The organism is Streptomyces sp. NRRL B-3229 (genome assembly GCF_000719505.1).
Classification (GTDB): domain Bacteria; phylum Actinomycetota; class Actinomycetes; order Streptomycetales; family Streptomycetaceae; genus Streptomyces; species Streptomyces griseorubiginosus.
On sequence record NZ_JOGP01000036.1, the window covers coordinates 21,330 to 44,720 of the forward strand.

General features: G+C 71.0%; 24 protein-coding genes and 1 pseudogene. 14 read left to right on the forward strand and 11 right to left on the reverse strand.

What is annotated here, in order from left to right; translation table 11 throughout:
* Window position 1: 1 nt before the first annotated feature.
* The 3 genes and pseudogenes from IF54_RS40030 to IF54_RS43740 all read left to right on the forward strand — a co-directional run.
* Complete coding sequence (locus IF54_RS40030) at window positions 2–799, forward strand: SGNH/GDSL hydrolase family protein (RefSeq protein ID WP_030326808.1); 798 nt, start codon at window positions 2–4, stop codon at window positions 797–799.
* A 124-nt stretch (window positions 800–923) separates the two neighbouring features.
* A complete protein-coding gene (locus IF54_RS0136510; RefSeq protein ID WP_030326810.1) occupies window positions 924–1,775 on the forward strand; it encodes an RCC1 domain-containing protein in 852 nt (283 codons plus the stop codon).
* A 111-nt stretch (window positions 1,776–1,886) separates the two neighbouring features.
* Window positions 1,887–2,068, forward strand: a pseudogene (locus IF54_RS43740) (protocatechuate dioxygenase); the annotation flags it as partial.
* 257 nt (window positions 2,069–2,325) lie between these two features.
* Here the strand turns inward: IF54_RS43740 and IF54_RS0136515 are convergent.
* Window positions 2,326–3,399: a medium chain dehydrogenase/reductase family protein gene (locus IF54_RS0136515; RefSeq protein ID WP_051735676.1), complete on the reverse strand. Its 1,074-nt coding sequence runs from the start codon at window positions 3,397–3,399 to the stop codon at window positions 2,326–2,328.
* A 150-nt stretch (window positions 3,400–3,549) separates the two neighbouring features.
* Here IF54_RS0136515 and IF54_RS0136520 point away from each other — a divergent pair, with 150 nt between their 5' ends.
* Window positions 3,550–4,251, forward strand: a complete 702-nt coding sequence (locus tag IF54_RS0136520; RefSeq protein ID WP_030326814.1) for a TetR/AcrR family transcriptional regulator — start codon at window positions 3,550–3,552, stop codon at window positions 4,249–4,251.
* A gap of 280 nt (window positions 4,252–4,531) precedes the next feature.
* On the opposite strand, the gene IF54_RS0136525 is transcribed toward IF54_RS0136520, so the two are convergent.
* A complete protein-coding gene (locus IF54_RS0136525) occupies window positions 4,532–5,362 on the reverse strand; it encodes an oxidoreductase (protein WP_030326816.1) in 831 nt (276 codons plus the stop codon).
* Window positions 5,363–5,453: 91 nt separating this feature from the next.
* Here IF54_RS0136525 and IF54_RS0136530 point away from each other — a divergent pair, with 91 nt between their 5' ends.
* Complete coding sequence (locus tag IF54_RS0136530; RefSeq protein ID WP_030326818.1) at window positions 5,454–6,014, forward strand: TetR/AcrR family transcriptional regulator; 561 nt, start codon at window positions 5,454–5,456, stop codon at window positions 6,012–6,014.
* Window positions 6,015–6,108: 94 nt separating this feature from the next.
* On the forward strand, window positions 6,109–6,636 hold the full coding sequence (locus IF54_RS0136535; RefSeq protein ID WP_030326820.1) for a DUF6584 family protein: 528 nt from the start codon (window positions 6,109–6,111) through the stop codon (window positions 6,634–6,636).
* 92 nt (window positions 6,637–6,728) lie between these two features.
* On the opposite strand, the gene IF54_RS0136540 is transcribed toward IF54_RS0136535, so the two are convergent.
* Window positions 6,729–8,198, reverse strand: a complete 1,470-nt coding sequence (locus IF54_RS0136540; RefSeq protein ID WP_030326822.1) for a non-reducing end alpha-L-arabinofuranosidase family hydrolase — start codon at window positions 8,196–8,198, stop codon at window positions 6,729–6,731.
* Window positions 8,199–8,666: 468 nt separating this feature from the next.
* Between IF54_RS0136540 and IF54_RS0136545 the strand changes: the two genes are divergently transcribed.
* A complete protein-coding gene (locus IF54_RS0136545; RefSeq protein WP_030326823.1) occupies window positions 8,667–10,103 on the forward strand; it encodes an endo-1,4-beta-xylanase in 1,437 nt (478 codons plus the stop codon).
* A 76-nt stretch (window positions 10,104–10,179) separates the two neighbouring features.
* Here IF54_RS0136545 and IF54_RS0136550 read toward each other — a convergent pair whose 3' ends face one another.
* The 4 genes from IF54_RS0136550 to IF54_RS0136565 form a co-directional block, all read right to left on the reverse strand.
* On the reverse strand, window positions 10,180–10,824 hold the full coding sequence (locus IF54_RS0136550; protein ID WP_030326824.1) for a TetR/AcrR family transcriptional regulator: 645 nt from the start codon (window positions 10,822–10,824) through the stop codon (window positions 10,180–10,182).
* Between the two features lie 28 nt (window positions 10,825–10,852).
* Window positions 10,853–11,257, reverse strand: coding sequence for a PaaI family thioesterase (locus IF54_RS0136555; protein WP_030326826.1), 405 nt, complete (start codon window positions 11,255–11,257; stop codon window positions 10,853–10,855).
* A 143-nt stretch (window positions 11,258–11,400) separates the two neighbouring features.
* The gene (locus IF54_RS0136560) at window positions 11,401–13,137 is read right to left on the reverse strand and encodes a GAF domain-containing sensor histidine kinase (RefSeq protein WP_030326828.1); all 1,737 of its coding nucleotides are present in this window, start codon (window positions 13,135–13,137) and stop codon (window positions 11,401–11,403) included.
* A gap of 373 nt (window positions 13,138–13,510) precedes the next feature.
* A complete protein-coding gene (locus IF54_RS0136565; protein WP_030326831.1) occupies window positions 13,511–13,960 on the reverse strand; it encodes a pyridoxamine 5'-phosphate oxidase family protein in 450 nt (149 codons plus the stop codon).
* A 347-nt stretch (window positions 13,961–14,307) separates the two neighbouring features.
* On the opposite strand from IF54_RS0136565, the gene IF54_RS0136570 reads away from it, so the two are divergent.
* From IF54_RS0136570 to IF54_RS40035, 3 genes are all read left to right on the forward strand, one after another.
* Window positions 14,308–14,694, forward strand: a complete 387-nt coding sequence (locus IF54_RS0136570) for an STAS domain-containing protein (protein ID WP_030326833.1) — start codon at window positions 14,308–14,310, stop codon at window positions 14,692–14,694.
* 133 nt (window positions 14,695–14,827) lie between these two features.
* On the forward strand, window positions 14,828–15,409 hold the full coding sequence (locus IF54_RS0136575; RefSeq protein WP_030326834.1) for a hypothetical protein: 582 nt from the start codon (window positions 14,828–14,830) through the stop codon (window positions 15,407–15,409).
* 80 nt (window positions 15,410–15,489) lie between these two features.
* Window positions 15,490–16,131 carry a universal stress protein gene (locus tag IF54_RS40035; protein WP_078852238.1) on the forward strand — a complete coding sequence of 214 codons (642 nt, stop codon included), beginning with the start codon at window positions 15,490–15,492 and terminating at the stop codon, window positions 16,129–16,131.
* 60 nt (window positions 16,132–16,191) lie between these two features.
* Here IF54_RS40035 and IF54_RS42855 read toward each other — a convergent pair whose 3' ends face one another.
* Complete coding sequence (locus tag IF54_RS42855; RefSeq protein WP_159002283.1) at window positions 16,192–16,332, reverse strand: hypothetical protein; 141 nt, start codon at window positions 16,330–16,332, stop codon at window positions 16,192–16,194.
* Window positions 16,333–16,373: 41 nt separating this feature from the next.
* On the opposite strand from IF54_RS42855, the gene ppk2 reads away from it, so the two are divergent.
* A complete protein-coding gene (ppk2, locus tag IF54_RS0136590) occupies window positions 16,374–17,177 on the forward strand; it encodes a polyphosphate kinase 2 (RefSeq protein ID WP_030326838.1) in 804 nt (267 codons plus the stop codon).
* A 31-nt stretch (window positions 17,178–17,208) separates the two neighbouring features.
* Here the strand turns inward: ppk2 and IF54_RS0136595 are convergent, their stop codons facing one another.
* Genes IF54_RS0136595 through IF54_RS0136605 form a run of 3 tightly spaced genes read right to left on the reverse strand, consistent with a single transcriptional unit; the run spans window position 17,209 to window position 20,014 of the window.
* Window positions 17,209–18,066, reverse strand: coding sequence for a universal stress protein (locus IF54_RS0136595; protein ID WP_030326840.1), 858 nt, complete (start codon window positions 18,064–18,066; stop codon window positions 17,209–17,211).
* 5 nt (window positions 18,067–18,071) lie between these two features.
* A complete protein-coding gene (locus IF54_RS0136600) occupies window positions 18,072–19,094 on the reverse strand; it encodes a zinc-dependent alcohol dehydrogenase (protein WP_030326842.1) in 1,023 nt (340 codons plus the stop codon).
* A gap of 14 nt (window positions 19,095–19,108) precedes the next feature.
* Entirely contained in the window at window positions 19,109–20,014 is a 906-nt protein-coding gene (locus tag IF54_RS0136605; RefSeq protein ID WP_030326843.1) for a universal stress protein, read from the reverse strand.
* Between the two features lie 253 nt (window positions 20,015–20,267).
* Between IF54_RS0136605 and IF54_RS0136610 the strand changes: the two genes are divergently transcribed.
* The 3 genes from IF54_RS0136610 to IF54_RS0136620 all read left to right on the forward strand — a co-directional run bounded on the left by IF54_RS0136610 (window position 20,268) and on the right by IF54_RS0136620 (window position 23,362).
* Window positions 20,268–21,986 (forward strand): SulP family inorganic anion transporter, encoded by a 1,719-nt coding sequence (locus IF54_RS0136610; protein ID WP_037821093.1) that lies wholly within the window; start codon window positions 20,268–20,270, stop codon window positions 21,984–21,986.
* Between the two features lie 199 nt (window positions 21,987–22,185).
* Complete coding sequence (locus tag IF54_RS0136615) at window positions 22,186–22,650, forward strand: Crp/Fnr family transcriptional regulator (protein WP_030326848.1); 465 nt, start codon at window positions 22,186–22,188, stop codon at window positions 22,648–22,650.
* Between the two features lie 16 nt (window positions 22,651–22,666).
* Window positions 22,667–23,362, forward strand: a complete 696-nt coding sequence (locus IF54_RS0136620; RefSeq protein WP_030326849.1) for a CBS domain-containing protein — start codon at window positions 22,667–22,669, stop codon at window positions 23,360–23,362.
* Window positions 23,363–23,391: the final 29 nt, after the last annotated feature.

Consider the following 23,391-nt stretch of genomic DNA (forward strand, 5'->3'; position numbering starts at 1 on the left):
GGTGACGGACACACCGATCCGGCGGATCGCGGCGCTGGGAAGCTCGTACGCCGCGGGTCCCGGCATCGAACCGGTCGCCGACCGCCGGGCGAACCGTTCGGCACGGAACTACCCGCAGCTGCTGGCCGAACGGCTCGGTGCCGACCTCACGGACCTCACCGTGAGCGGAGCGACCACGGACACGATCACCACCACGCCCCAACGTGCGCTGCTCCACACCTTTCCGCCCCAGGTGGCCGGCCTCCCGGAAGACGCCGACCTGGTCACGATCACCGCGGGCGGCAACGACCTCGGCTGCATCGGCAGCATGGTCCGGCTCGGTGTGGCGGGTCGGCTTTCGTCCCATGCATTTACCCGGCCGTTGGGCACCGCCTTGCAGCGCACGGGTGTGCCGCGACCCTCGCAGGCCGATGTCGACCGGGCGGCGGCCGGTCTCGCCCGGGTCGTGGAGGAGACGCGCCGCAGAGCCTTGCACGCGCGGGTGCTCTTGGTCGACTACCTCACGGTCGTCGGACCCGACACACATGACAGCCGCGCGACGCCCTTCGACGCGGCGACCCTGGAGGATTTCCGCAGGCTGGGCGACCAGGTCGCCGATGTCTTCACCCGAGCCGCCGCCCGCTCCGGCGCGGAACTCGTCGCGATGCGGCAGCGCAGCCGCGAGCACGGTCTCGGCTCGCCCGAACCATGGGTGACCGGCCTCCCCGAGCGACTTCGCCCTTCCTCCGTCACCGGAGCCTTCCATCCCAACGGCGCGGGAATGAGCGCCGTGGCGGACGCGATCGCCGAGCACCTGTAGCGGCCGTCTGCTCGAACGTCCCGCGGCCTCCACCCCGCCGGGGACGACAGAGAATCAGCCGATTCCAGGCCGGCATAGGGTGGATTCCCATCCGTCAGACGCGCCTGAGCAGAAGGAGGCGCCCTTGCTCGCCAATTCGTCGGTTCTGGCCGCCGGAAGGCGTCATTCGGTCGCACGGCGCTCGGACGGGTCCGTTCTCGCCGTGGGCAGGACGACAGCCGGCGAAGGTGGTGTCGAGCGCTGGGAGGACGTCGTCGCGGTGGCAGCCGGCAATGTCCATACGGCGTCGAACACGGGTAGGTCCCATACGGTGGGACTCCGGTCGGACGGCACGGTGTTGGCGTCGGGGTGGAACGGCGACGGCCAGTGTGAGGTCGGCGGATGGCGAGACGTCACGGCTGTGGCGGCAGGCTGGCGCCGCACGCTCGGGTTGCTGGCGAACGGCCGCGTTCTGGCAGTCGGCCGGGGCTCCGAAGGACAGTGCGAGGTGCAGTCCTGGCGCGAGATGGTTGCCCTCTCGTGTGGTGACTGGCACTCGGTGGGCGTCCGCTCGGACGGTTCCGCGCCGGCCTCGGGGAACAACCGGCGAGGCCAGTGCGACGTGGACGGCTGGCGCGACTTGGTCGCGATCTCGGCCGGTTGTCTCCATACCGTCGGTCTCAGAGCCGACGGGCGGGCCGTGGCGACCGGAGAGCGGGCAACCGGGGCGTGTGAGGTCGGCGCGTGGGAGGACGTCGTGGCGTTGGACGCAGGCAGCTACCACACCGTCGGAGTCACGGCGTCCGGACGGGTCCTCGCGGTGGGAGACAACACCCACGGGCAGTGCGACGTCGGCGATTGGCGCGATGTCGTCGCGGTGGCCGCCGGTTCCACGCACACCCTGGGCCTGCGGGGCGACGGCACAGTCGTGGCTGCCGGGAACAATGCCGACGGCCAGTGCGAGGTCGGAGCCTGGTCCGGAATCCAGCTTCCGTAGACCGACACCTCCCTCCACCGCTACTTCTCCAGGCTGACTTCCGGTCCGATCCCGCCTTGTCCTGCCGACCGCTTGACGAGCATCGTGTCTTCCTGACCACCGGAGCCACACCGCGAGATGACCGAGGGGCCCTACTACCTGGATCGGCAGTACGTCCGCTCCGACATCACCGAAGGCAAGACCGGCGTTCCGCTGAAGCCGAACTCACCGTCGTCGACGCCGACAGCTGCGCACCGCTCCGGAAGGCCCTGGCGAGGGTCTGGCAGGCGGACGTACTCGGTGAGTACTGCGGCAGCTTCAAGAAACCGACGCCGTGGACCTCCGGGTGACCACGACGGGGGGATCCGTGGCCGTCCGCGGACGGGTGCGTCGGGCTGCCGTCGGCACCGCGCACCGGCGAGACCACTTTGCTTTCGCCGGATGGCTCAGAAGAATGCCGCCGCTTGCGAAGCGCTCTGGCTCATGGGCATCGAGCCTGCCGTTCCCCCACACCCGCTTCGTCAGGAGTTCTGACTGGACCAGGGACCAGATCGATGTCCACCCTCGTCCGTCACGGTGTGAGGATGATCTTGCCGGGGGCCGTGCGAGCGGATGATTCGGCCATTTCCAGTGCCGCGGCGGCCTCCGCCAACGGGAAGCGGGCGGCGATCTGGGCGGTGAGCACGCTGTCGCGCAGCAGGTTGAGGACGTGGGTGAGGTCGGTGCGTGTCCGTGCGCGGAATGCCTCGCGCTTGGCCGAGTCCGGCTTGCCGGCGCCTGCCCAGATGTCGTAGAAACTCGCGTGCCTGCGCGTGGGCAGGTGGTTCCAGAACGCCAGCTTGGCCAGTAGTGGCAGGAAGTCGAGCAGGACCGGGCGAGTGCCGTCGAGTGCGGCCGCGATGCTGTAAGAGACCAGCGTGCCGGTGCGGTTGAGCAGTCGGTAGGAGCGGGTGACGCTCGCGCCGCCGAGGTGGTCGAACACGGCGTCCACGCCGTCGGGGGCCAGGGTGCGGACGCGGGCGGCCACATGGGGATCGCGGTAGTCGATCGGCTCCACGCCGAGTGCGCGCAGCGCCTCGTGATGGCGCGGGCTCGCCGTGCCGATCACCGTGGCTCCTGTGTGGCGGGCGAGCTGGACCAGAATCGAGCCCACACCTCCAGCCGCGCCCGTCACGAGGACGGTCTGTCCGGCCTGCACCTTCGCCTTCGCGTGGAGCATCTGGTACGCGGTCAGACCGTTGACGATCAATGTCTCCGCGTCGTCCGGTTCGATTCCGTCGGGCACCTCGACCAGGTCGGCGGCGGTCAGCAGCACGGCCGTGGCCCAGCCGCCGGTCTTGGTCAGCGCGGCGACGCGGCGACCGATGAGGTTCAGGTCCCCGCCGGGGCCGACGGCCTCGACGACGCCGACGAGGTCGTATCCGGGCACGAACGGGAACGCGGGCTGGCCGTAGTAGCGGCCTCGACGCATCGCGCTCTCCGCGAAGGACACCGCGGTCGACTCGACCCGGACCAGCGCCTGGCCGACCGCGGGTGGTGGCAGTGTCCGCCGCACCAGTTGCAGGCCGTTCGGGGCGACCTTGCCCGGCAGCACCATCTCAGTGGCGGTCGTGGTGCCCTCTGCGGTGGCGTCCAACTCGGTCATGGTCGACTCCTCAAGCAGCTGCGACTCTGCGTCGCTCAGTTAATGACCGTAACTATGTGTCGGCCCATCTGCCTTGTCAAGCGAAAGTGCTACGGCTCGTAACAAAAGCTATGGGCGGCACGAATTCCGTCGGTCCCTTACGATGCGTCCATGACTAACGCACCGCAGACCATGAGCCGGCGCGAGCGACTTCGGGCGCAGACCCTCCAGGAGATCGAGGACACCTCGTTCGCGATCATCGACGCGGACGGCATCCACGCCCTGTCGATCGCTGCGCTGGCCCGGGGCATGGCGATGTCCGCACCGGCGGTCTACCGCTACTTCCCGTCGCGCGACGCGCTGGTGGCCCACCTGGTGACGCTTTCTTATCAGCAGCTCGTGGCGGCGATGAGCCAGGCGGTGGAAGGGAGCAGGCGGGCGCCTCGCGCGCGACTGCGGGAGCTGGTCGGCGCATACCGTGACTGGGCCCTGCGGTACCGGCGTCGTTACGGGATGCTGTTCGGTGAGCAGGCCGGCGATCTGCCCGGCGATGTCACCGGGCAGACTCCGTTGGACCAGGCGATGGCGCTGCTCATCGACCTCCTGACGGCCGTGCAGGGAACCCCGTCGGCCGACAGCGGCAGCGGCGACCGCACCCTCGACGGGCAGTTGCGGCAGTGGGCACGTGCACAACAGCGGCCGGACACCCCGCCGCGCGCCGCCCGCGCCGCCATTCTGATCTGGTCGCGGGTGCACGGGATCGTGAGCCTCGAACTCACCGGCGTCTTCAACAACCGTTCCCTGGAGGCGCAGCGGCTCATCGATGCGGAGATCGACAACGCCGTCAGGTCGCTGGAGCCGGACGGTTCCTGAGGGGCGTACGGCCCGCTCCACCGCATTCCGTGCGGGAGGATGGTGCGCCTGGGTAACTGGGTACCGTACTGCGGGCGTTGCGAACCGGCTGGATCCCGCGGCAGGGGGGGTGCGCACGGCGCGCCCCGGCGGGTCCCCGTTCCCTTAGCCGGTCCGGTCCTGTATCTCTCGGTCGTGGCGACAGTCGGTACCCCGGCCGCCAACCAGTACGGTCCGAACCCCGAAGCCGTCGGTCGAACGGTCGGCCGGCCGGCAGGAAAAGGATCCCGGCACGGCACCCTCAGCGCGCGAGCCCGACCGCCCGGGAGATGACCGCGTCGAAGGCGCGGTCGGGCAGGACCCGGCGCAGGGTCATCAGCGGGCGGGCGGCGAAGCCTTTGGCGTAACGGGTCCTGGGGCGGCGGGCGGTGACGGCCTTGCCGATGGCGTCGGCGATGACGGAGGGCGGGGACATGCGCCTGGCGTTGGCCTCGGAGCGCAGGGAGGAGGCGACTGCGCCGGCCTGGGCGGCGTAGGCGCCGTCGGTGGAGGACTTCTCCAGCTTGTCGGCGGCGATACCGCCCCACTCGGTGGCGATGCCGCCCGGCTCGATGACGACGACGTCGATTCCGAAGGGTTTGGCCTCCACGCGCAGGCAGTCGCTCAGGGCTTCGAGGGCGAACTTGGTGCCGTGGTACCAGCCGCCGAGCGGGGTGTGGATCTTGCCGCCCATCGAGGTGATGTTCACGACGGTTCCGGAACGCTGGGCGCGCATGTGGGGCAGGGCGAGCTGGGCCAGGCGGATCGCGCCGAAGACGTTGACCTCGAACTGGTAGCGGGCCTCCTCCAGCGGAACGTCCTCGAGGGCACCGTAGGAGCCGTAACCGGCGTTGTTGACGAGTACGTCGATACGACCGGTCTCGGTGACGATCTTCTCGATCCCGGCCTGCATGGAGGCGTCGTCGGTCACGTCCATGGCCAGGGGGCGGATGCCGCGGTCGGTGAGGCTGTGCAGGCGGTCGGTGCGACGGGCGGCCCCGTAGACGGTGTAGCCGAGTTCCTGGAGCTTGAGGGCTGTGGCTTCGCCGATGCCCGACGAGGCTCCGGTGACGAGGGCGGTCTTGGCGGGCATGGCGGTTCCTCCGCTAGTAAGATGAACTTCGGTTCAGCATCTATCCTGAACCGTGGTTCACGTTAATGCAAGTGGAGAGGAAGGCAGGCCCGTGCCTCAGGCCAGGGCGCCGCGCGCCGACGCGGTCCGCAACCGGAAGAAGATCCTCGCCGCGGCCGGTGAGCAGATCGCCACGCACGGGCCCGAGGTCGGGATGGACGAGATCGCCGCCGCGGCCGGCGTCGCGGTCGGCACGCTGTACCGGCACTTCCCCACCAAGACCGACCTGGTCGCGGCCGTCGTCGCCGAGCACATCACGCGGATGGCAGGCGACGCGGAAGAGACCCTTGGGCGGGTTGCCGCCGGCGCCCGCGCGGTGGACGAGCTGACGGCCCTCCTGGGCCGCCTCGTCGAGGCGTCCGTGACCGACCGGGCGATCAAGGCGGCCGCACAGACCCTGGGCGCGGAGCCCGGCGACCGCACCGACGAAGAGCGCGCCGGGGCAGCGGTCACCGCCCTCATCCGCGCGGGACAGGCCGCCGGTGACATCCATCCCGATGTCACCGTCGACGACATCTACCTGCTGTTCTCCACAGCTCCCACCGACCAGCCGCCGGCGGCCCGCGCCCGCTGGCTCACCCTCGTCATCACGGGTCTGACCACCGCCCGGTGAGCGACCACGGTCGGCAGGCGGCGCCCGCCGACCGCGGGCGTGGTCGCGGAAAACCTGGTCGACGTCGATCGGCGCCGTACCCGATCATGCGTTCATGCCCCCGAGAGAGACCCTCGCCCGAGTCGACGCGGACCTGGCTGCCGGCCGGGTGCCGGTCGCGCGCCAGCGGCTGCGCGGTCTTGTGTCGTCCTTTCCCTGCGATCTGACGCTCCGTCGGCGTCTGGCCGAGGTGTACCGGCTCTACGGCGACGCCGCCGAGGCCGGACGCTGGATGTTCCTCGAAGAGGACCGCACCGCCGACGAGACCGCCGCCTTCGAGGCGCGGTACGGGACTTCCGGCCGGCGGATGAAGGCCCTCGCATGGCGCGGCCCGGAGGCGTTGGCAGCCACCTCCTTCGCGGAGCGGCAGCTGGCCGCTCTGCGGACCGCCTGTGCCGAGGAGTTGGGACGGTCCGTCGACTGGGACGACCCCGCGACCTACGGGGAGGGCCGGGAGCGGAACGAGGACGAGCCCTCCGTGCCATGGACGGTCGGCGGCGTGCTAGCGGGCGCCGGCTGCCTGGTCGCCGTGCTCGCGTTTCTCGCGATCTGGGTGAACGGATTGGTCGACCTGTTCGACTGACTGACGCGGAAACCACCAGGTCCGCACACCTCTGGGACAGGGATGGGGCGGGCTCGGCGCCGTGCCGAGCCCGCCCCGTTCTTGTCGTGCCGTCAGCGTTGCAGTGTCAGCAGTCCGGGACGGTAGGGGAGGAGGCCGTAGTCGCCGCCCGAGTTGGGGCTGCGCCCCTGGTAGAGGAGTTGGAGGTTGCAGGGGTCGACGGTCATGGTCTGGTCGGCGCTGGTGCGGATCAGTTCGCCGTGGCTGATGTCGTTGGTCCAGGTGGCGCCGCTGTTGGCCTTGCCCGCGAAGGGGTTGCTCTCGGTGGCGGCCTGCGGGGTCCACGAGCCGTTCAGGCTGGTGGCCGTGAACGAACGGAAGAAGCGCTGCTCACTGGCGCCCCGGGCCTCGACGATCATGAGGTAACGGTTCTGGCCCTGGAGCTTGTAGACCTGCGGTGCCTCGAACAGGTTCTTCTCCGTGTCGCTCATGACCGTCGTGTACGACGAGCCGAAGTTGCCCGGGAAGTTCCCGATCGGCATGCTGGCCCGGTAGATCTTGCCGTTGTCACCGGCGAAGAACAGGTACATGTTCTGACTGTCACCGATGAGCGTCTGGTCGATGGGCCCTGTGCCGGAGCCGGAGATGCTTCCGGTGAACAGCGCCTGCGGAGCCGACCAGCCGTTCGGGTTGGTGGGATTGGTCGACGTCCGGTAGGAGAAGGCGCTCCCGCCCCACTGGTAGGTGAGCACCCAGATGTTCTTCGGCGCGAAGTAGAAGAGCGAGGGCGCGACGGCGGCGTTGGACATCGCGTTCTGGCCGGCCGAGGCCATGTCCGACCAGTTGGTGAACAGGTTGAAGTTCATCGAACCCCAAGTCGACCCGTTGTCGTGCGTCGTCGCGTAGACGAGCTGCTTGCCCTGGTAGGGGGCGACGGTGAAGTCCTTGAGCGAGACCCACCCGGACTTGGGCTGCGCCAGCGCGCCCGTCGAGGTCCAGCGGTAGGACGACGGAAGATCACACGCTCCGGGGGTGTCGGCGCCGACCTTGACGAGCTGCCACTGCTGGTTGGTGCCGCCCCAGTCGTCGTACTGGACGACGTTCGCGTTGTCGGCGGTGGAGGCGCCCTGCACTTCGAGGGCCTTGCCGCTGTGGCGCGAGATGAGCCTCACGTAGCCGTCGGCGCTGTCGGCCAGCCGCCACTGCTGGTTGGTGCCGTTCAGGTCGGCCCACTGGACGATGGAGCCGCCATTGACGGTGGACTGGTTGTAGATGTCCAGAACCTTGCCCGAGAGACGGGACTTGATGCGGTAGTAGCCGTCGCCGGAATCGACGAACTGCCATTGCTGCTGACTCTGGTCGTTCCTGGTCCACTGGGTGATGCGGGCGCCGTCGGTGGTGGCCAGGTTGTAGACGTCGAGTGCTTTGCCGCTGTTGCGGTTGACCAGCACGTACGAGGCGTTGGTGTCGACGGTCGCCGCGCTGGCGGGCTGCGCGCCGAGGAAAGCGGCCACCAGCAGCAGGGGTGCCAGGACGGCGAACAGGCGTCTGAGCGGGACCGTGGACGGGGAGCGTAACCGCATGTGGGGGCCTCCTTGGGGACGGGGCGGGGCAGTGCGGTGCGAGGTGGCGCTGCGTCGGTGGACCGTGGAACGGCCCGGTGGGGGGCTGGTTGTTTCTTCGAAACATTCGACGCTGTCCACGGATACTTCGACGCCACAAGTTAGAAATACAGGCCCCATTGGTCAAGGTCTTTGGCTGTTCTGTCTGCAAACGGTTCATCTGAAGGGGCCTTGGGCTTCGAATGTTTCGAAGCAGAATTGGAAACTTTCTTCGCGGATGTATTGACGAGCCACCGTCAACGCCTCAATCATCCTTCTCCGAGGGGCGACCAGGCTTCGGGGACTTCCCGGCCGAGCTGAGCCGAGCCCCTCCTCCGGTCTCCCCGTGCTGCCCGGGGCCCGGCCCGTCCCGCCTGCCGTCGCGGGGGAGCGGCCGGGGTTTCAGCCTGCGCTCCAGCCAGTCCGTGACGTCCATTTGGAGGTACGCCCATGGGTTCGTACGCCCTACCCAGATCCGGTGTCGGCCGGAGGATCCGCGGTTCCCTGCTCGCACTGATCATCGGCGGCCTGGGCGCAACCACCGCGCTGGCCGCGTCACCCCCCGCACACGCCGCCGAAAGCACCCTCGGTGCGGCCGCGGCCCAGAGCGGCCGCTACTTCGGCACCGCCATCGCCTCGGGCAGACTGGGCGACTCGGCGTACACCTCGATCGCGAACCGTGAGTTCAACATGGTCACGCCCGAGAACGAAATGAAGATCGACGCCACCGAACCGCAGCGTGGCCAGTTCAACTTCAGCGCCGGCGACCGCGTATACAACTGGGCCGTGCAGAACGGCAAGAAGGTCCGCGGGCACACCCTGGCCTGGCACTCCCAGCAGCCCGGCTGGATGCAGAGCCTCAGCGGCAGCAGCCTGCGCCAGGCGATGATCGACCACATCAACGGCGTGATGGCCCACTACAAGGGCAAGATCGCCCAGTGGGACGTCGTGAACGAGGCCTTCGCCGACGGCAACTCGGGCGCCCGGCGCGACTCCAACCTCCAGCGCACCGGCAACGACTGGATCGAGGTCGCCTTCCGCACCGCGCGCGCCGCCGACCCCGCCGCCAAGCTCTGCTACAACGACTACAACACCGACAACTGGACCTGGGCCAAGACCCAGGCCGTGTACAACATGGTCAAGGACTTCAAGCAGCGCGGTGTACCGATCGACTGCGTCGGCTTCCAGTCGCACTTCAACAACGACAGCCCGTACAACAGCAACTACCGCACCACCTTGCAGAGTTTCGCCGCTCTCGGCGTCGACGTGGCCGTCACCGAGCTCGACATCCAGGGCGCCTCGCCCACGACGTACGCCAACGTGGTGAACGACTGCCTGGCCGTCTCGCGCTGCCTCGGTGTCACCGTCTGGGGCGTGCGCGACAGCGACTCCTGGCGATCGGAGCAGACGCCGCTGCTGTTCAACGGCGACGGCAGCAAGAAGGCCGCCTACACCTCCGTCCTCAACGCGCTCAACGGCGGCACCACCACGCCGCCTCCGTCGGGCGGCGGCGGACAGATCAAGGGCGTCGGTTCGGGCCGTTGCGTGGACGTTCCCAACGCCGGCACGGCCGACGGCACCCAGGTCCAGCTGTGGGACTGCAACAACGCCACCAACCAGCAGTGGACGTCCACCAGCGCCGGTGAGCTCAGGGTCTACGGCAACAAGTGCCTGGACGCCGCCGGCACCGGCAACGGCGCCAAGGTTCAGATCTACAGCTGCTGGGGCGGCGCCAACCAGCAGTGGCGCCTCAACTCCGACGGATCCATCGTCGGAGTCCAGTCCGGTCTCTGCCTCGACGCCGTCGGGAACGGTACCGCGAACGGCACCCAGATCCAATTGTACAGCTGCTCGGGCGGCAGCAACCAGCGCTGGACCCGCACCTGACTCCTCCGGGAGCACCGTGCAGGCCTCCCCGGGGCACCGTCATGCCGACGGTGCCCCGGGGAGGCCATCGCGCGGTTCAGTCCGGCCGTGTCACCGCGGACATCGACGGTAGGGGAGTGCGAGAGGCGGTGAGCAGGGCACCGTGGACGGCTGAGGACGCGGCGCGGGCCGTGTAACGGGCGGTGTCCGAAGGCCAGGTGTCACGTTCCTGGTGGATGAGGAGGGACACCGCGCCGTGCACGGCGGAACACAGCACTCTGGTCGTCTCGGTCGGGCTCTCCACCGGCACGCCGGCCTCGCGGCAGGCGGTGACCTTGTCCCTGAAGTAGCGGAAACACGCGTCCTCGTTGTGGCGGCTCGCCTCGGTGGCTTCGCCGTCCATTACCAGCCGGTACTGGGCGGGATGGCGAAGCCCGAAGGCGATGTAGGCGACGCAGGTCTCGTGGAGCGCCGTCACCGGGTCCGCAATGCCCTCGGACACCGCTTCCAGTTCGACGAACAGGGAACTCCACACCCGCAGACACGTGGCGTGGATGAGTTCCTGCTTCGAGGAGAAGTGGAGATACACAGCCGGTGGTGTGACTCCTGCGCTGGTCGCCACCGCGCGGATCGTCAGTGCGTCGGCGCCTCCGTCTTCGAGCAACCGGCCGGCGATGTCGAGCAGTTGGTCGCGCAGCAGGCCGCCCTGCCCTTTGGCGGCCCGGGTCCGGGAGGCGGTCACGGAGGCGAGCCCTGGAGAGACGCCGCCATCAGGAGGCCTTCTGGCCGACGGCGGTGACCACCTGCGTCACCCTGGCGCACAACTCGCCCTCGGCGTCGTGCACATCGACCTCGACGACGGTGTTGCGCCCCACCCGCAGGGGACGCGCCGTCGCGACCACGTCCGTGCGGGCCGGCCGGAGGAAGTGCGTCGTCGACTCCACGGTGGCCGGAGCGGCACCGACCGGACCGTTGAGCGCGGCGCACACGGCACCGCACACGTCGGCGAGCCCCATCAACGCTCCGCCGTGCAGACCACCGCCCACCGTGGAGAGCGAGGGATCGTGCGCCAGCGTGGCTCGGACGCCGGCGGCGGTCATCTCGTCGAACACGACGCCCAGCGTCTTGGCGTACGGTGCGAGGGCGTAGACGTCATCGGCTGCGAGTGAGGTCACGGCTGCTCCCGTTCAGGTTAGTGCCGTTAAGTTATCGACGTTAACTCAGGTCGTCAATGAGCGATTCCGAGGGAGGCCGGAGCAGCCGACTCCGGCGTGCTCGGGGCAGGACACGGTCACGGTCGCCGCGGCCCGCACCCGCGCTAGGCCGACGCGACAGGCACCCGCCACGTCACGGTGGTCCCGCCGCCTTCAGGACTCCCCAGTTCCAGATCGCCGCCCAACTGCCGAGCCCGCTCGGCCATGTTGCGCAGCCCGCTGCGGCGGCCGTCGGCCTGGATGCCGACGCCGTCGTCGGTGACCGTGAGCCGCACCTGGCCGGAGCCGACGACGAGAGCGACGTCCGCGCGGTCGGCGTGCGCGTGGCGGGCGATGTTGGTGAGGGCCTCGGCCAGGACGGCGGCGACATGGTCGGCCGTCTCGCGGGGGACATCGGTGTCGATCAGGCCCTCCATCCGCACGCTGGGCGCGAAACCCAGCACCGGCGCCGCCTCACCGGCGATCCGCACCACGCGCGCCCGCAGCCCGGTCCCGTCGGCACCGTCGCGCGAACGAAGGCCGAAAATCGTCGACCTGATGATCTTGATGGTCTCATCGAGGTCGTCCACCGCGCGCACCACCCGCTCGGCAGCCTCGGGGTGCTCGATGAAGCGGCCCGCGCTCTGCAAGGTCATGCCCGTGGCGAAGAGCCGCTGGATGGCTAGATCGTGCAGGTCACGGGCGATACGGTCGCGGTCCTGGAGCACGGCGACCTCCTCGGCGTCCGCGCGCCTCTCCGCCAGCTCTATGGCGACCGCCGCCTGCGCCGCGAAGCCCTTCAGCGGTTCGATCTCCTTGCCGGAGAAGGCCGTGGCGCCGGCCTCCCGGACCAGCAGGACGACGCCCCGGACCGCACCGGGTGCCGTGCCGATGGGGACCGCCACCGCCGGGCCCAGTCCCGCGAACCGGGCCGGCTCGACTGACACGCGCTCGTCGTGGGAAACGTCCCCGCTGGTGACAGGGCTGCCGGAAGCCAAGGCCGCACCGATGAGGCTGCCTTCCTCCGGCACCACCAGACCCCGGTGCGCCTCCGCGTCCTTCCCCACGGCGAGTTCCATGACGAGCGAGCCGGTGTGCGCCATCGGCACGGCGACCACGGCCAGCGCCGCCCCCATGATCTCCCGGGCACGGCCCGCGATCAGCCCGAGGACCTCCCCTGGAGTGCCACCGGCCATCAGGGTGTGGGTGATCTCCGCGTTCGCCCGCAGCCAGCGCTCCCGCAGCCGGGACTCCTCGTAGAGCCGGGCGTTGTCGATGGCGACCCCCGCCGCCACCGCCAGGGTCGACGTCACCGAGACGTCCTCCTCGTCGAACTGCGCCCCTCCCCGCTTCTCGGTGAGGTACAGGTTGCCGAAGACCTGCTCGCGCACCCTGATGGGCACCCCGAGGAAGGTGTTCATCGGCGGGTGGTTGGGCGGGAAGCCGTACGACGCCGGGTGTTCCGAGAGCTTCGCGAGCCGCAGCGGTTCGGGGCGGCGGATCAGTTCGCCGAGGATCCCGTGGCCCTCGGGGAAGGGGCCGATCCTCGCGATCTGCTCCTTGTCGACGCCGACCGTGTGGAAGGCGGACAGCCGTCGGCCGTCGGGGCCGATCACGCCGAGGGCGGCGTACTCGGCGTCGACGAGCACCGCGGCGGCCTCGACGATGCCGCGCAGAGCCTGCTCCAGATCGAGCTCCCGGCCGACGGACAGCACGGCCTCCAGCAGGCTGTGCACCCGGTCGCGGGTACCCCGGGCGGCGTCCAGACGCGCCTGGAGCTCCTCCAGCAGCTCGTCCAGCCGCAGCTGCGGCAGCCCGACCCGGGCCTGCTGCACGTCCTGGGGCTCGTCGGGGCTTCCCACCAGCTTCTCCTCGGTCTCTCGGGCGGGCTGACACCGGCCCCTCCGGTCAGTCATCACGCTACCGGCCTGCGGTGCGGCACGGTACGGGATCGGAACGGTTCGCCAGGCGGCGACGCCGGCGCCCCAAGCGGAGGAGCCTACGAGGCCGACCGGAACGGAGGAGGACCGAGACCTGCGGAAGCGGCGGCGGATCAGGGCGGTGCGCCGCTCCCGCTCACCCTTTCCGGTGCCGGTGCCGGTGCCGGTGCCGGTGCCACGGCCGGAGGCCGGGCGGGAGGCTCTGCCCCTGACCCCGGAGCAGAACAAGGCTCTGCCCGGGACCCGGAGCGGAACAGCAACGGACGACTCACGGGGCTGCGGCAGGGCGATCGGATCAGGCCCCGATGCCGAGGCAGCCGTACCGGTCGGAGCCGTATCCGCCGACGAGTTCGCGTCCCGCCACCAGCTCGGGTGCGACACGCACGAAGACCTTCTCGGGCGCGGGCGCCCAGGAGGGCGGCCCGGTGCGGACCAGGCGGGCGTGCTCGGCGGGGTCGGTGACGACGGTCGCCGTACCGGTGACGACGACGCTCCAGCCGCAGCGTCGGGCCGCGTCGACGGCGTCGGCCTCGAAGGCGACGACCGTGCCGTCGACCGCGCGCACCAGCTCCGAGGCCGCCGAGGTGCACAGCACCACCGCTCCCTCCTCGTCGAGGGCGAAGTTCACCGGCAGTACCGCGGGCAGGGCTCCGCGGGTGTGCACGATGCGGCCGATCGGTGCCTGGGCCAGCAGCCGCAGGCACTCGGCCCGTCCGATCTCCCGGAATCCGTCGTTGGCGTACATCGGCCGTTCAACCGCCCACGGCCTCGTGACCCGGCACGATTCCATCCTTCACGGCCGGGTCAGGGACGTCCTCCCAAGCGGATCGTCCGGCACCGTGGTACACGAAGGCTGTCATGGCGCTCCTCACTCCTGTTCGTTCCGCGGTGGAATCGACTCCAGTTCGTTCCGCAGCGAATTCGCCCGGCCTCCAGCCTGGCCTTCGCGCGCAGCCGTCGCTTGGGCCCATCGGGCCTCCTCGGAAGCTGGGCGGGGGCCCCTGCCACCGCCGGCCCAGGGCCGACCGGACCGGGGTGAAGGGGACCGTTCGGCCCTTCCGGACCGTCTGCCGCCCCGGCTTGGATCGGATCATGTCCGACAAGCTCACGAGGCCTGTAGCACCCCACACGGTCCGCACGGTCGACGGAACGACCGTGGTGATGCCGTACGGCGAGATCGACCTCGTGACGGCGGTACCGCTGATGTCACTCCTCGACTCACTGACGTGCCGCCCGGACCCGGACCTGGTGGTCGATCTGACCGAGGTCACCTTCATCGACTGCGCGGGACTGGCGGCCCTGTGCCGGGTGCGCAACCGGGTGCTGGCCCGCCGCGGACGGCTGCGCCTGGTCAACGGCGACGGGGGCTTCTTGAGGCTCCTGCGCGCCGCGGGGCTCGGAGAGGCCTTCGAGATTCACCCCGTCTTCGACGTCCACCCGGGGCTGTCCGGGGTTCTCCGCAGTTCTCCGGCCATCTAGGCCGTTCGGCCCCATGTCCTGGCGCCGACAGGTGCTGCCCGGCCCCATGACGGCACCCGGTCGGCCCGCGCCCGGCACCCGGCGGTCCTGGGACCTTCGAGGCGGGATTACTGACCGGAGGAGGTGCGGAACCATGGGACGTCGGCGGCAGGGGATAAGGCGGTTCTGGCGCTGGCGGAGCAATCCGCTGCGCCGACGCGACGACATCGCCGAGGCCTGGGTCGTACTGGCCGTGTGGGTCCTGGTCGTGGTGGGCGGCACGGCCGTGGGCCTGGTCGCGGCACAAGCCACCGTGAGCACACTCGATCGGCAACGCGCGGACCGGCACTCCGTGCATGCCGTCCTCCTCTCCGACGTACCGAGGCCTGCGTCGGGGAAGTGGTCGTCGGGTGAGAAGGACCTCGCGAAGGTGCGCTGGCGGGCTCCCGACGGCTCAGCGCGCGTGGATCGCACTCTGGTCACCGTCGGTCTGAGGGCAGGCACCCGTGTCGTGGTGTGGGAGGACGGCCGGGGCACGCTGGTCACCGAACCGCCGAACGCTGCGGAGACCACTCTCGAGGCGGCCGTGATGGGCGGCTTCGCGGCGCTGGCCCTCGCCGGTTCCGTGTGTGCGGCCGGCGCCCTCGTCCGCCGGCGGCTCGACCAGCGGCGCATGGCGGGCTGGGACCGGGAGTGGGACCTGGTCGGGCCGACCTGGGGACACCGCACGGGCTGAGGTCCGAGGGGTACTTCCGTACTGCGTACGTGGCTCAAGCTTCGGCTGATCCGGCCGGAAGCAGGAGGAAGGCAGATCGCATGGAACGTGTCATCGTCGTTCACGTCGGCTGCGCGGACTGCGAGGCAGCCGCCCGCTGGGCCTCCTGGGAAGCGGCCCGACGCGGGCTCCCGCTCCAGCTGCACCGTGACGGGACCCCGCCCGCCTCCGAGGAGACGGAGCTGGTCGTGGCCTGCGCGCGGGACTTGGACGACCTGTCCCGGTCCTCGTGTCCGTGCGTGCTGGTCCCCGAGAGGGTCGGGGAGCCCGTCGCCGCAGAGACCGTCCTCGGAGTGGACGCGCGCAACCCCGGGGCGGAGGCCGTCGCCTTCGCCTTCGACACCGCCCGACGCTGGGGCGTACGGCTGCGGGCCGTGCACGCCTGGCGGCTTCCCGCCGACGCCGCCGAACTGCGCTTCGGGATACCGGAGGAGGACCGCGCCATCTGGGAGGACCACGAGGTGCACCTGCTCTCCGGCGCGCTGCGGCCGTGGCGGGAGAAGTACCCGGAGGTGGACGTACTGGAGGACGTCCGGCTGCTGAGCCCCGTCCAGGCCCTGGTGCGACAGTCCGCGCACGCCGGCCTGGTGGTCGTCGGCAGGAGCGCGCGGGCCGCCTCCTCGGCAACGGTGCGCGGACTCGTGACCAGGTCCCGGTGCCCCGTCGCCGTGGTGCCCTCCTAGCCGGAGGACGCTCTGCCGACGAGGCCATGTGTTGTCAACTCCGTTTGCAGCGAAGGGTGTTCAGCTGCGGGCGTTCGCCGTCTGCCGGGGTGCGGCGGCGGGACGTACGGCGAGGCCGGGCGGGACCCGCGAGCGGGCGTCCAGGGTGCGCAGTTCGTCGTCGGAAAGTACGGTGGCGTCCAGGTGTTCGACCTCGGACATGGGTGTGCTCCCTGAATAGGTCATCGGTGGGTGGAGGCGGCATGGCCGGCAAGGACGCGGCGAAGCTGCCGCGCAAGGTGTACGAGAACGAACTGCTGCGTCTTCAGACGGAGTTGGTGAAGCTTCAGGAGTGGGTGCGGGCGGAGGGCACCCGGCTCGTGGTGGTCTTCGAGGGCCGGGACGCGGCGGGCAAGGGCGGCACCATCAAGCGGGTCGCCGAACACCTCAACCCCCGGATCGCCCGGATCGCGGCGCTCCCGAAGCCGACCGAGCGCGAGCGCACGCAGTGGTACTTCCAGAGGTACGTCGAGCATCTGCCGGCGGCCGGGGAGATCGTGCTGTTCGACCGGTCCTGGTACAACAGGGCCGGGGTCGAGCACGTGATGGGTTTCTGCACGCAGGAGGAGTACCGGCTGTTCCTGCGCCAGTGCCCGATCTTCGAGCGGATGCTCGTCGAGGCCGGGATCGTGCTGCGCAAGTACTGGTTCTCGGTGAGCGACACCGAGCAGCAGGAGCGGTTCCGGCGGCGTCTGGAGGATCCGTTGCGACGCTGGAAGCTGTCCCCGATGGACCTGGAGTCGATCAGCCGCTGGGAGGCGTACTCCCGCGCCAAGGACGAGATGCTGGTGCACACCGACATCTCCGAGGCTCCCTGGTACGTCGTGGAGAGCGACGACAAGCGGCGGGCCCGCCTGAACATGATCGCGCACCTGCTGGATTCGGTGCCCTACGACGACGTTCCGCCGCCGGTACTGGAACTGCCCGCGCGCCCGCCCTCCACCGGCTACCAGCGCCCGCCCCGCGATCTTCAGACCTACGTCCCCGACCACGCGGCGAGCCTCTGAGCAGCTGGTCATCTGGTCATCTGGTCATCGGTCACACCGGCTCGGGCACGATGACGACCGGGCAGGCGGCCCGGTGCAGCACGCCGTGGGCGACCCGACCGAGCTGGAGCCCGAAGTGCCGCTGCCCGCGGCGGGCCCCGAGGACCAGGAGATCGGCGTCCCGCGAGGCGTCCACCAGGACGGTCCGGGCGTGCCCCTCGACCGTACGGCGGTGCACCTCGACATCGGCGGGGACGTCCAGGAGCGCCTTCTCCAGCGCCTCCGACGCCTGCTGCTCGTGCAGCCGGGCGGGCTCACCGGTGAGCAGCGGGTGGTCGGTGCTCTCGTGCGCCGGGCACCGCCAGGCCCGTACGGCCTCCAACGCGGCACCTCGCTGCCGCGCCTCCTCGGCGGCGAAGCGCACGGCCGCCTGCTGCTCGCCCACCCCGACGACCACACGGGCGCGGACCGGGGGTGCGGCAGGCCCGCGGACGACGACCACCGGACAGTGGGCGTGCCCGGCCACGAGCAGGCTCACCGAACCCAGCAGCGCCTCGGCGAGACCGCCCCGGCCACGGGTCCCGGTGACCAGGAGGGAGGCGCTGCGGCTCTCCCGTATCAGCGCGTACTCGGGTTCCTCCGGCTGCACGTCGGTGGAGACGAGCACGCCGGGCCGCCGGTCCGTGGCGCGTCGGGCGGCGCTCGCCACGATGTCCTCGGCCCGCGCCTGCTCCGACGGCTTGCCGGGATCCTTCGTGAGCTGCGTGCCCTCGTACCGCTCCCACAGCGACGCGTACACCAGCCGCAGCGGCAGCTCGCGCCGGGCGGCCTCGTCCGCCGCCCAGTCCACGGCCCGCAGAGCGGGCTCGCCACCGTCGACGCCGACGACGATCGGCAGGTCGGCCGTCATCGCGCTCACCTCCCCGTGCCCAGGTCGAAGACGATGCGGGCTTTGACCTGGCCGCGCAGCACCTCGTCGATCGACTCGTTCACCGAGGCCAGCGGGCGCGTCTCGCTCACGACCCGGGTGCGCCCTGCCGCGTGCAGCTGGAACACCTCGGCGAGGTCCTGCCGGGTGCCGACGATCGAGCCGATCACGCTCGTCCCGTTGAGGACGGTGTCGAAGATCGGCACCTGGATCGTGCCGTGCGCGGGCAGGGCGACCATCACGAGCTTGCCGCCGCGCCGCAGCCCGGAGTTGACGGCGGCGAAGGCGTCCTCGTTCACCGCCAGGGCGATCGCCGCGTGCGCCCCGCCGGACCGCTTCAGGACGGCGCCGACGTCGTCCTTGCGGGCGTCGATGACCAGGTCCGCGCCGAGTTCGGCGGCGAGTTCGAGCTTGTCGTCAGTGACGTCGATCGCGGCCACCCGGGCGCCGGCGATCTTCGCGTACTGCACGGCCAGATGACCGAGCCCGCCGATCCCGGAGACGGCGACGAGCTGGGCGGGCCGCACACCGGCGACCTTGAGCGCCTTGTACGTCGTCACGCCCGCACAGGTCAGCGGGGCCGCGTCGAGGGCGCTGACGCCGTCCGGCACGGCCTGCGCGAAGTCGGCCCAGGCCAGCATCTTCTCGGCGTACCCGCCGTCGCAGCCGTAGCCGGTGTTGACCTGCTGCTCGCACAGGGTCTCCCAGCCGGACAGGCAGTGCTCGCACCGCCCGCAGGCCTTGCCGAGCCAGGGCACGGCGACCCGCTGCCCGATGCTGAGGTGTGTGACGCCTTCCCCGAGCTTCTCGACCAGGCCGACGCCTTCGTGACCGGGCACGAAGGGTGGGTTCGGCTTGACGGGCCAGTCACCGCGGGCGGCGTGGATGTCGGTGTGGCACAGCCCGGACGCCTCGACACGGATCCGGACCTGGCCCGGGCCCGGCTCGGGATCGGGACGTTCCTCGAGGACCAGGGGCTCGCCGAAGGCTCGTACGACTGCTGCCTGCATGGTTGCTGCTCTCCTCACGGATGGGGGACGACGGCGACAGGGGCGACGGAGTGGTGCAGGACTGCGTGAGTGACGGTTCCGATGTGGGCGCCGAAGGGGCTTCGGCGGATCCGGCGGCCCACCACAACCAACGAGGCATCGCGGGAGGCGTCGGCGAGGTGGTTGCCGGGGGCGCCGTAGGAGGACTCCTCGGTGACCTCGATGTCCGGGTGCTTCTCGCGCCACGGGCGCAGGAGTTCGGTCAGGGCCACGGTCTCGCGGCGGGAGAGGGCGGCGTGGAGTTCGAGGTCGGTGGCGAGGCCGTAGGCGTAGTACGGGGGCGGGTTCCAGCCGTGCACGACCCGCAGCGACGTGGAGCGGCGGGCCGCTGCCGCGAAGGCGAACTCGATCAGCGTCTCGTCCGGGCTCTCGATGTCGAGGCCGAGCACGACGGGCCGGAACGGGGTCGCGGAGGACGGGATACCGGCCGGGTCCATCTCGTGCTCGTCGGCGGCCTGTTCCCCGGCCCGGACCAGGACGACCGGCTGCTCGGCGTGCGCCACGACGGACAGCGCGACCGAGCCGACCAGGAACCCGCCGATCCCGCTCAGGGCGCGCGAGCCCACCACCAGAAGCTCGGCGTCCTTCGCCGCGTCCGTCAGGACGTCGGCGGGGCGGCCGGACTGTTGTTCGGCGGCCACCTCGAGGCCCGGGTGGCGCAGCCGGATGCCTTCGGCCGCCTCGCGGGGAACGCGTTCGGTCCAGTGCTGCTGCGTCTCCGCGCCGAGGAGGGGGGCCTGGGCCATGGGTGCGGGGACCGGCTCCCAGACGTGCACCAGCTTCAGCGGCAGACCGAGCAGTGCGGCCTCGCGTGCCGCCCATTCGGCGGCAGCCCGGCTTTCGCTCGAACCGTCGAGGCCGACGGTGATGCTGCGAGTCATGATCTCCACCTCTTGGATCGGGGGTTCCTCTATGAGGCTCGTCTGTGGACGGGGCCCCTGGCAGGGGCCGCAGTTCCCTGCGGGTGGGGCCGATCGGCCCCACCCGCAGGTGTTCGGGAGGGGCCGCCCACCGGCCCGGTCAGCCGCCCCTCCCGCGGCCGGCGCGGGCCTGTCGGGTGGCCCGTCGCCCCGTCCCGCGGTCGGAGTGCCGCGAACGGTGGTGCATCCTGAGCCCGGACGAAAGGGGCGGCTCATGGCACGCGACACAGCCGGACACGGATCGGGGCGACGGGCCCTGGTCCCCGGAGTCGTCGTCCTCCTCGGCTATCGGCGTGCCTGGCTGCGCGGCGACCTGCTGGCCGGCCTCACCGTGGCGGCGTATCTGGTGCCGCAGGTCATGGCGTACGCGGGCGTGGCCGGACTGCCGCCGGTCGCCGGACTGTGGGCGATCCTGCCCGCCCTCGCCCTGTACGCGCTGTTCGGCTCCTCACGTCTGCTGTCGGTGGGCCCCGAGTCCACCACCGCCCTGATGACGGCCACCGTGGTCGCTCCGCTCGCCGCCGGGCACCCCGGCCGCTACGCCACCCTCGCGGCCACGCTCGCGGTCACCGTGGGCCTGCTGTGCCTGGTCGCCCGCGCCGTACGCCTGGGCTTCCTCGCGGACCTGCTCTCCCGCCCCGTACTGACCGGCTACCTGGCGGGCGTGGCACTGATCATGGTGGTGGACCAGCTGCCCCGACTCACCGGCGTCGGGACGACCGAGACGCGGTTCTTCCCTCAACTGTGGTCCTTCGCAAGGGGCCTGCCCGACGCCCACCCGGCCACCGTCGTCCTCTCCGCTGCCGTGCTCGCCCTGCTCTTCGCGATCGCGAGATACCTCCGTGCCGTGCCCGGACCGCTGCTCGCGGTCGTCCTCGCCACCCTCGCCGTGGTGGTCCTCGACCTCGACGGCCGGTACGGCGTCAAAGTGATCGGGGAGGTCCCCTCGGGTCTCCCCGCCCTGGCCTGGCCGGACTTCGGCGAGGTGCCGCGTCTCGTCCTCCCCGCCCTCGGCGTGCTCCTGGTCGCGTACACGGACTTCATCCTCACGGCACGGGCGTTCGCCCCGTCCGACGGCCAGGGCCCCGCGCTCGACGCCGACCAGGAGTTTCTCGCCCTGGGCGCCGCCAACATCGGCGCGGGTGTCCTGCACGGCTTCCCCGTCAGCAGCAGCGCCAGCCGGACCGCCCTCGCCGCCTCGGCCGGCGCCCGCAGCCAGGCGTACTCCCTGGTCGCCGGGGCCGCGGTGCTCGCCGTCCTGCTCCTCCTCAGCCCCCTGCTCACGCGCATGCCCTCCGCGGTCCTCGGCGCGCTCGTCGTCTACGCCGCCGTCCGCATGATCGACCTGGCGGGCTTCGGCCGCCTGGCCGCCTTCCGCCGCCGCGAGTTGCTGCTCGCGCTCGGCTGTCTGGCCGGGGTGCTGGCCCTGGACATCCTCTACGGCGTCCTCGTCGCCGTCGGCCTGTCGGTCGCCGAGCTGCTGAGCCGGGTGGCCCGCCCGCACGACGCGATCGAGGGCCTGGTCCCGGGCGTGGCCGGCATGCACGACGTCGACGACTACCCGGCGGCCCGCACGATCCCCGGGCTGCTCGTCTACCGCTACGACTCCCCGCTGTTCTTCGCCAACGCGGAGGACTTCCACCGGCGTGCCCTGGCCGCGGTCGACATGCAGACCGAGCCCGTGCGGTGGTTCCTCCTCAACACCGAGGCCAATGTGGAGGTCGACATCACCGCCCTTGACGCCGTGGACGCGCTGCGCCGCGAACTCACGGCCCGCGGAGTCACGTTCGCCCTGGCCAGGGTGAAACAGGACCTGCTGGACGACCTCAGGGCGTACGGCCTCGCGGACTCGGTGGGCACGGACCGGATCTTTCCGACGCTCCCGAGCGCGGTGGCCGCCTACCGGCACTGGTCCCGGGCGGACGCCGAATAGACCTGGTCCCCGTCGAGTGGCGAGGCCCGACGGGGGCGCCAGGCCGTCGCCACGGGGAGGACGGTGGGCCGGGGATGGCGACGACCGGCTTCCCGGGAGCCGAGCGGCCCGGTCGAGGGGCCGGGTGGCCCATGGTCCGCCGCCTGGCCTCAGGCACATGCTGGCCCTGGCAGGTCCCCCGTTCCGCAGGAGGCGCGTCATGGCCGGCACTCCCACCCCCAGCATGCTGCGAGCCCTGCCTGTCGAGCACCGGGAGCGCCTCATGCACGTCGCCCGCGAGGTGTCCATCCCTCAGGGGACGCGGCTGTTCGAGGAGGGCGGCAGGGCAGACCGTTTCTGGATCGTCCGCACCGGCACGGTCGAACTCGACATGCACGTGCCCGGCCGCCGAGCCGCCGTCATCGAGATCCTCCGGCACAACGAACTCGTCGGCTGGTCCTGGTTGTTCACTCCGCACGTCTGGCATCTGGGCGCCGAGGCGACGACACCGGTGCGGGCCTACGAGTTCGACGCCACGGCCGTCCGCCTGATGTGCCAGGACGACCCCGCGATGGGCTGCGCCGTGGCCCAGTGGGTCGGCGACGTGCTCGCCCACCGCCTCCGCTCCGCCCGGACCCGGCTGCTGGACCTGTACGCGCCCTACGGCGCGGGCAGCCCCGTGTGAACCCGGAGGAGCGGTCATGCACGGCACCCCGCACATCGTCAGCGACGTCATGACCCGCACGGTCACCGCGGTCGGCCGCGGGACCACCTTCAAGGAGATCGTGCGGATCATGCAGGACCGGAACGTCAGCGCGCTGCCCGTCCTCAAGGGCGACGGCCGCGTCGTCGGCGTCGTCTCCGAGGCCGACCTGCTGCCCAAGGAGGAGTTCCGCGACGGCGACCCCGACCGGTACACCCAGCTGCGTCGCCTGACCGACCTCGCCAAGGCCGGCGGCGTGACGGCGGAGGAGCTGATGACCGCCCCGGCCCTCACCACCGCCCCCGGTGCCACCCTCGCCGAAGCCGCCCGCACCATGGCCCGCGCCAAGGTCAAGCGGCTGCCGGTGGTCGACGAGCGGGGCCTGCTGAAGGGCGTCGTCAGCCGCTCCGACCTCCTCAAGGTCTTCCTGCGCGACGACGAGGACCTCGCGGAGGAGATCCGCCGCGAGATCGTGTCCTACCTCTTCCCGCTCCCCGCCTCAGCGGTCCACGTGCAGGTCCACGACGGCGTGGTGAAGCTGAGCGGTCGGGTACGGGACACGTCCCTGCTCCCGGTGGCGGCCCGCCTGGTGCGCGCCGTGGAGGGGGTGGTCGACGTGGATTTCGAACGGGACCGCAGCTGCCACGAGCCCTGGCGGCCACGGCAGTCCCCGAGTAGGGCCGGTCGGCCCTAGTGCATCCGGCCCCGGCGAGCGATGATCGT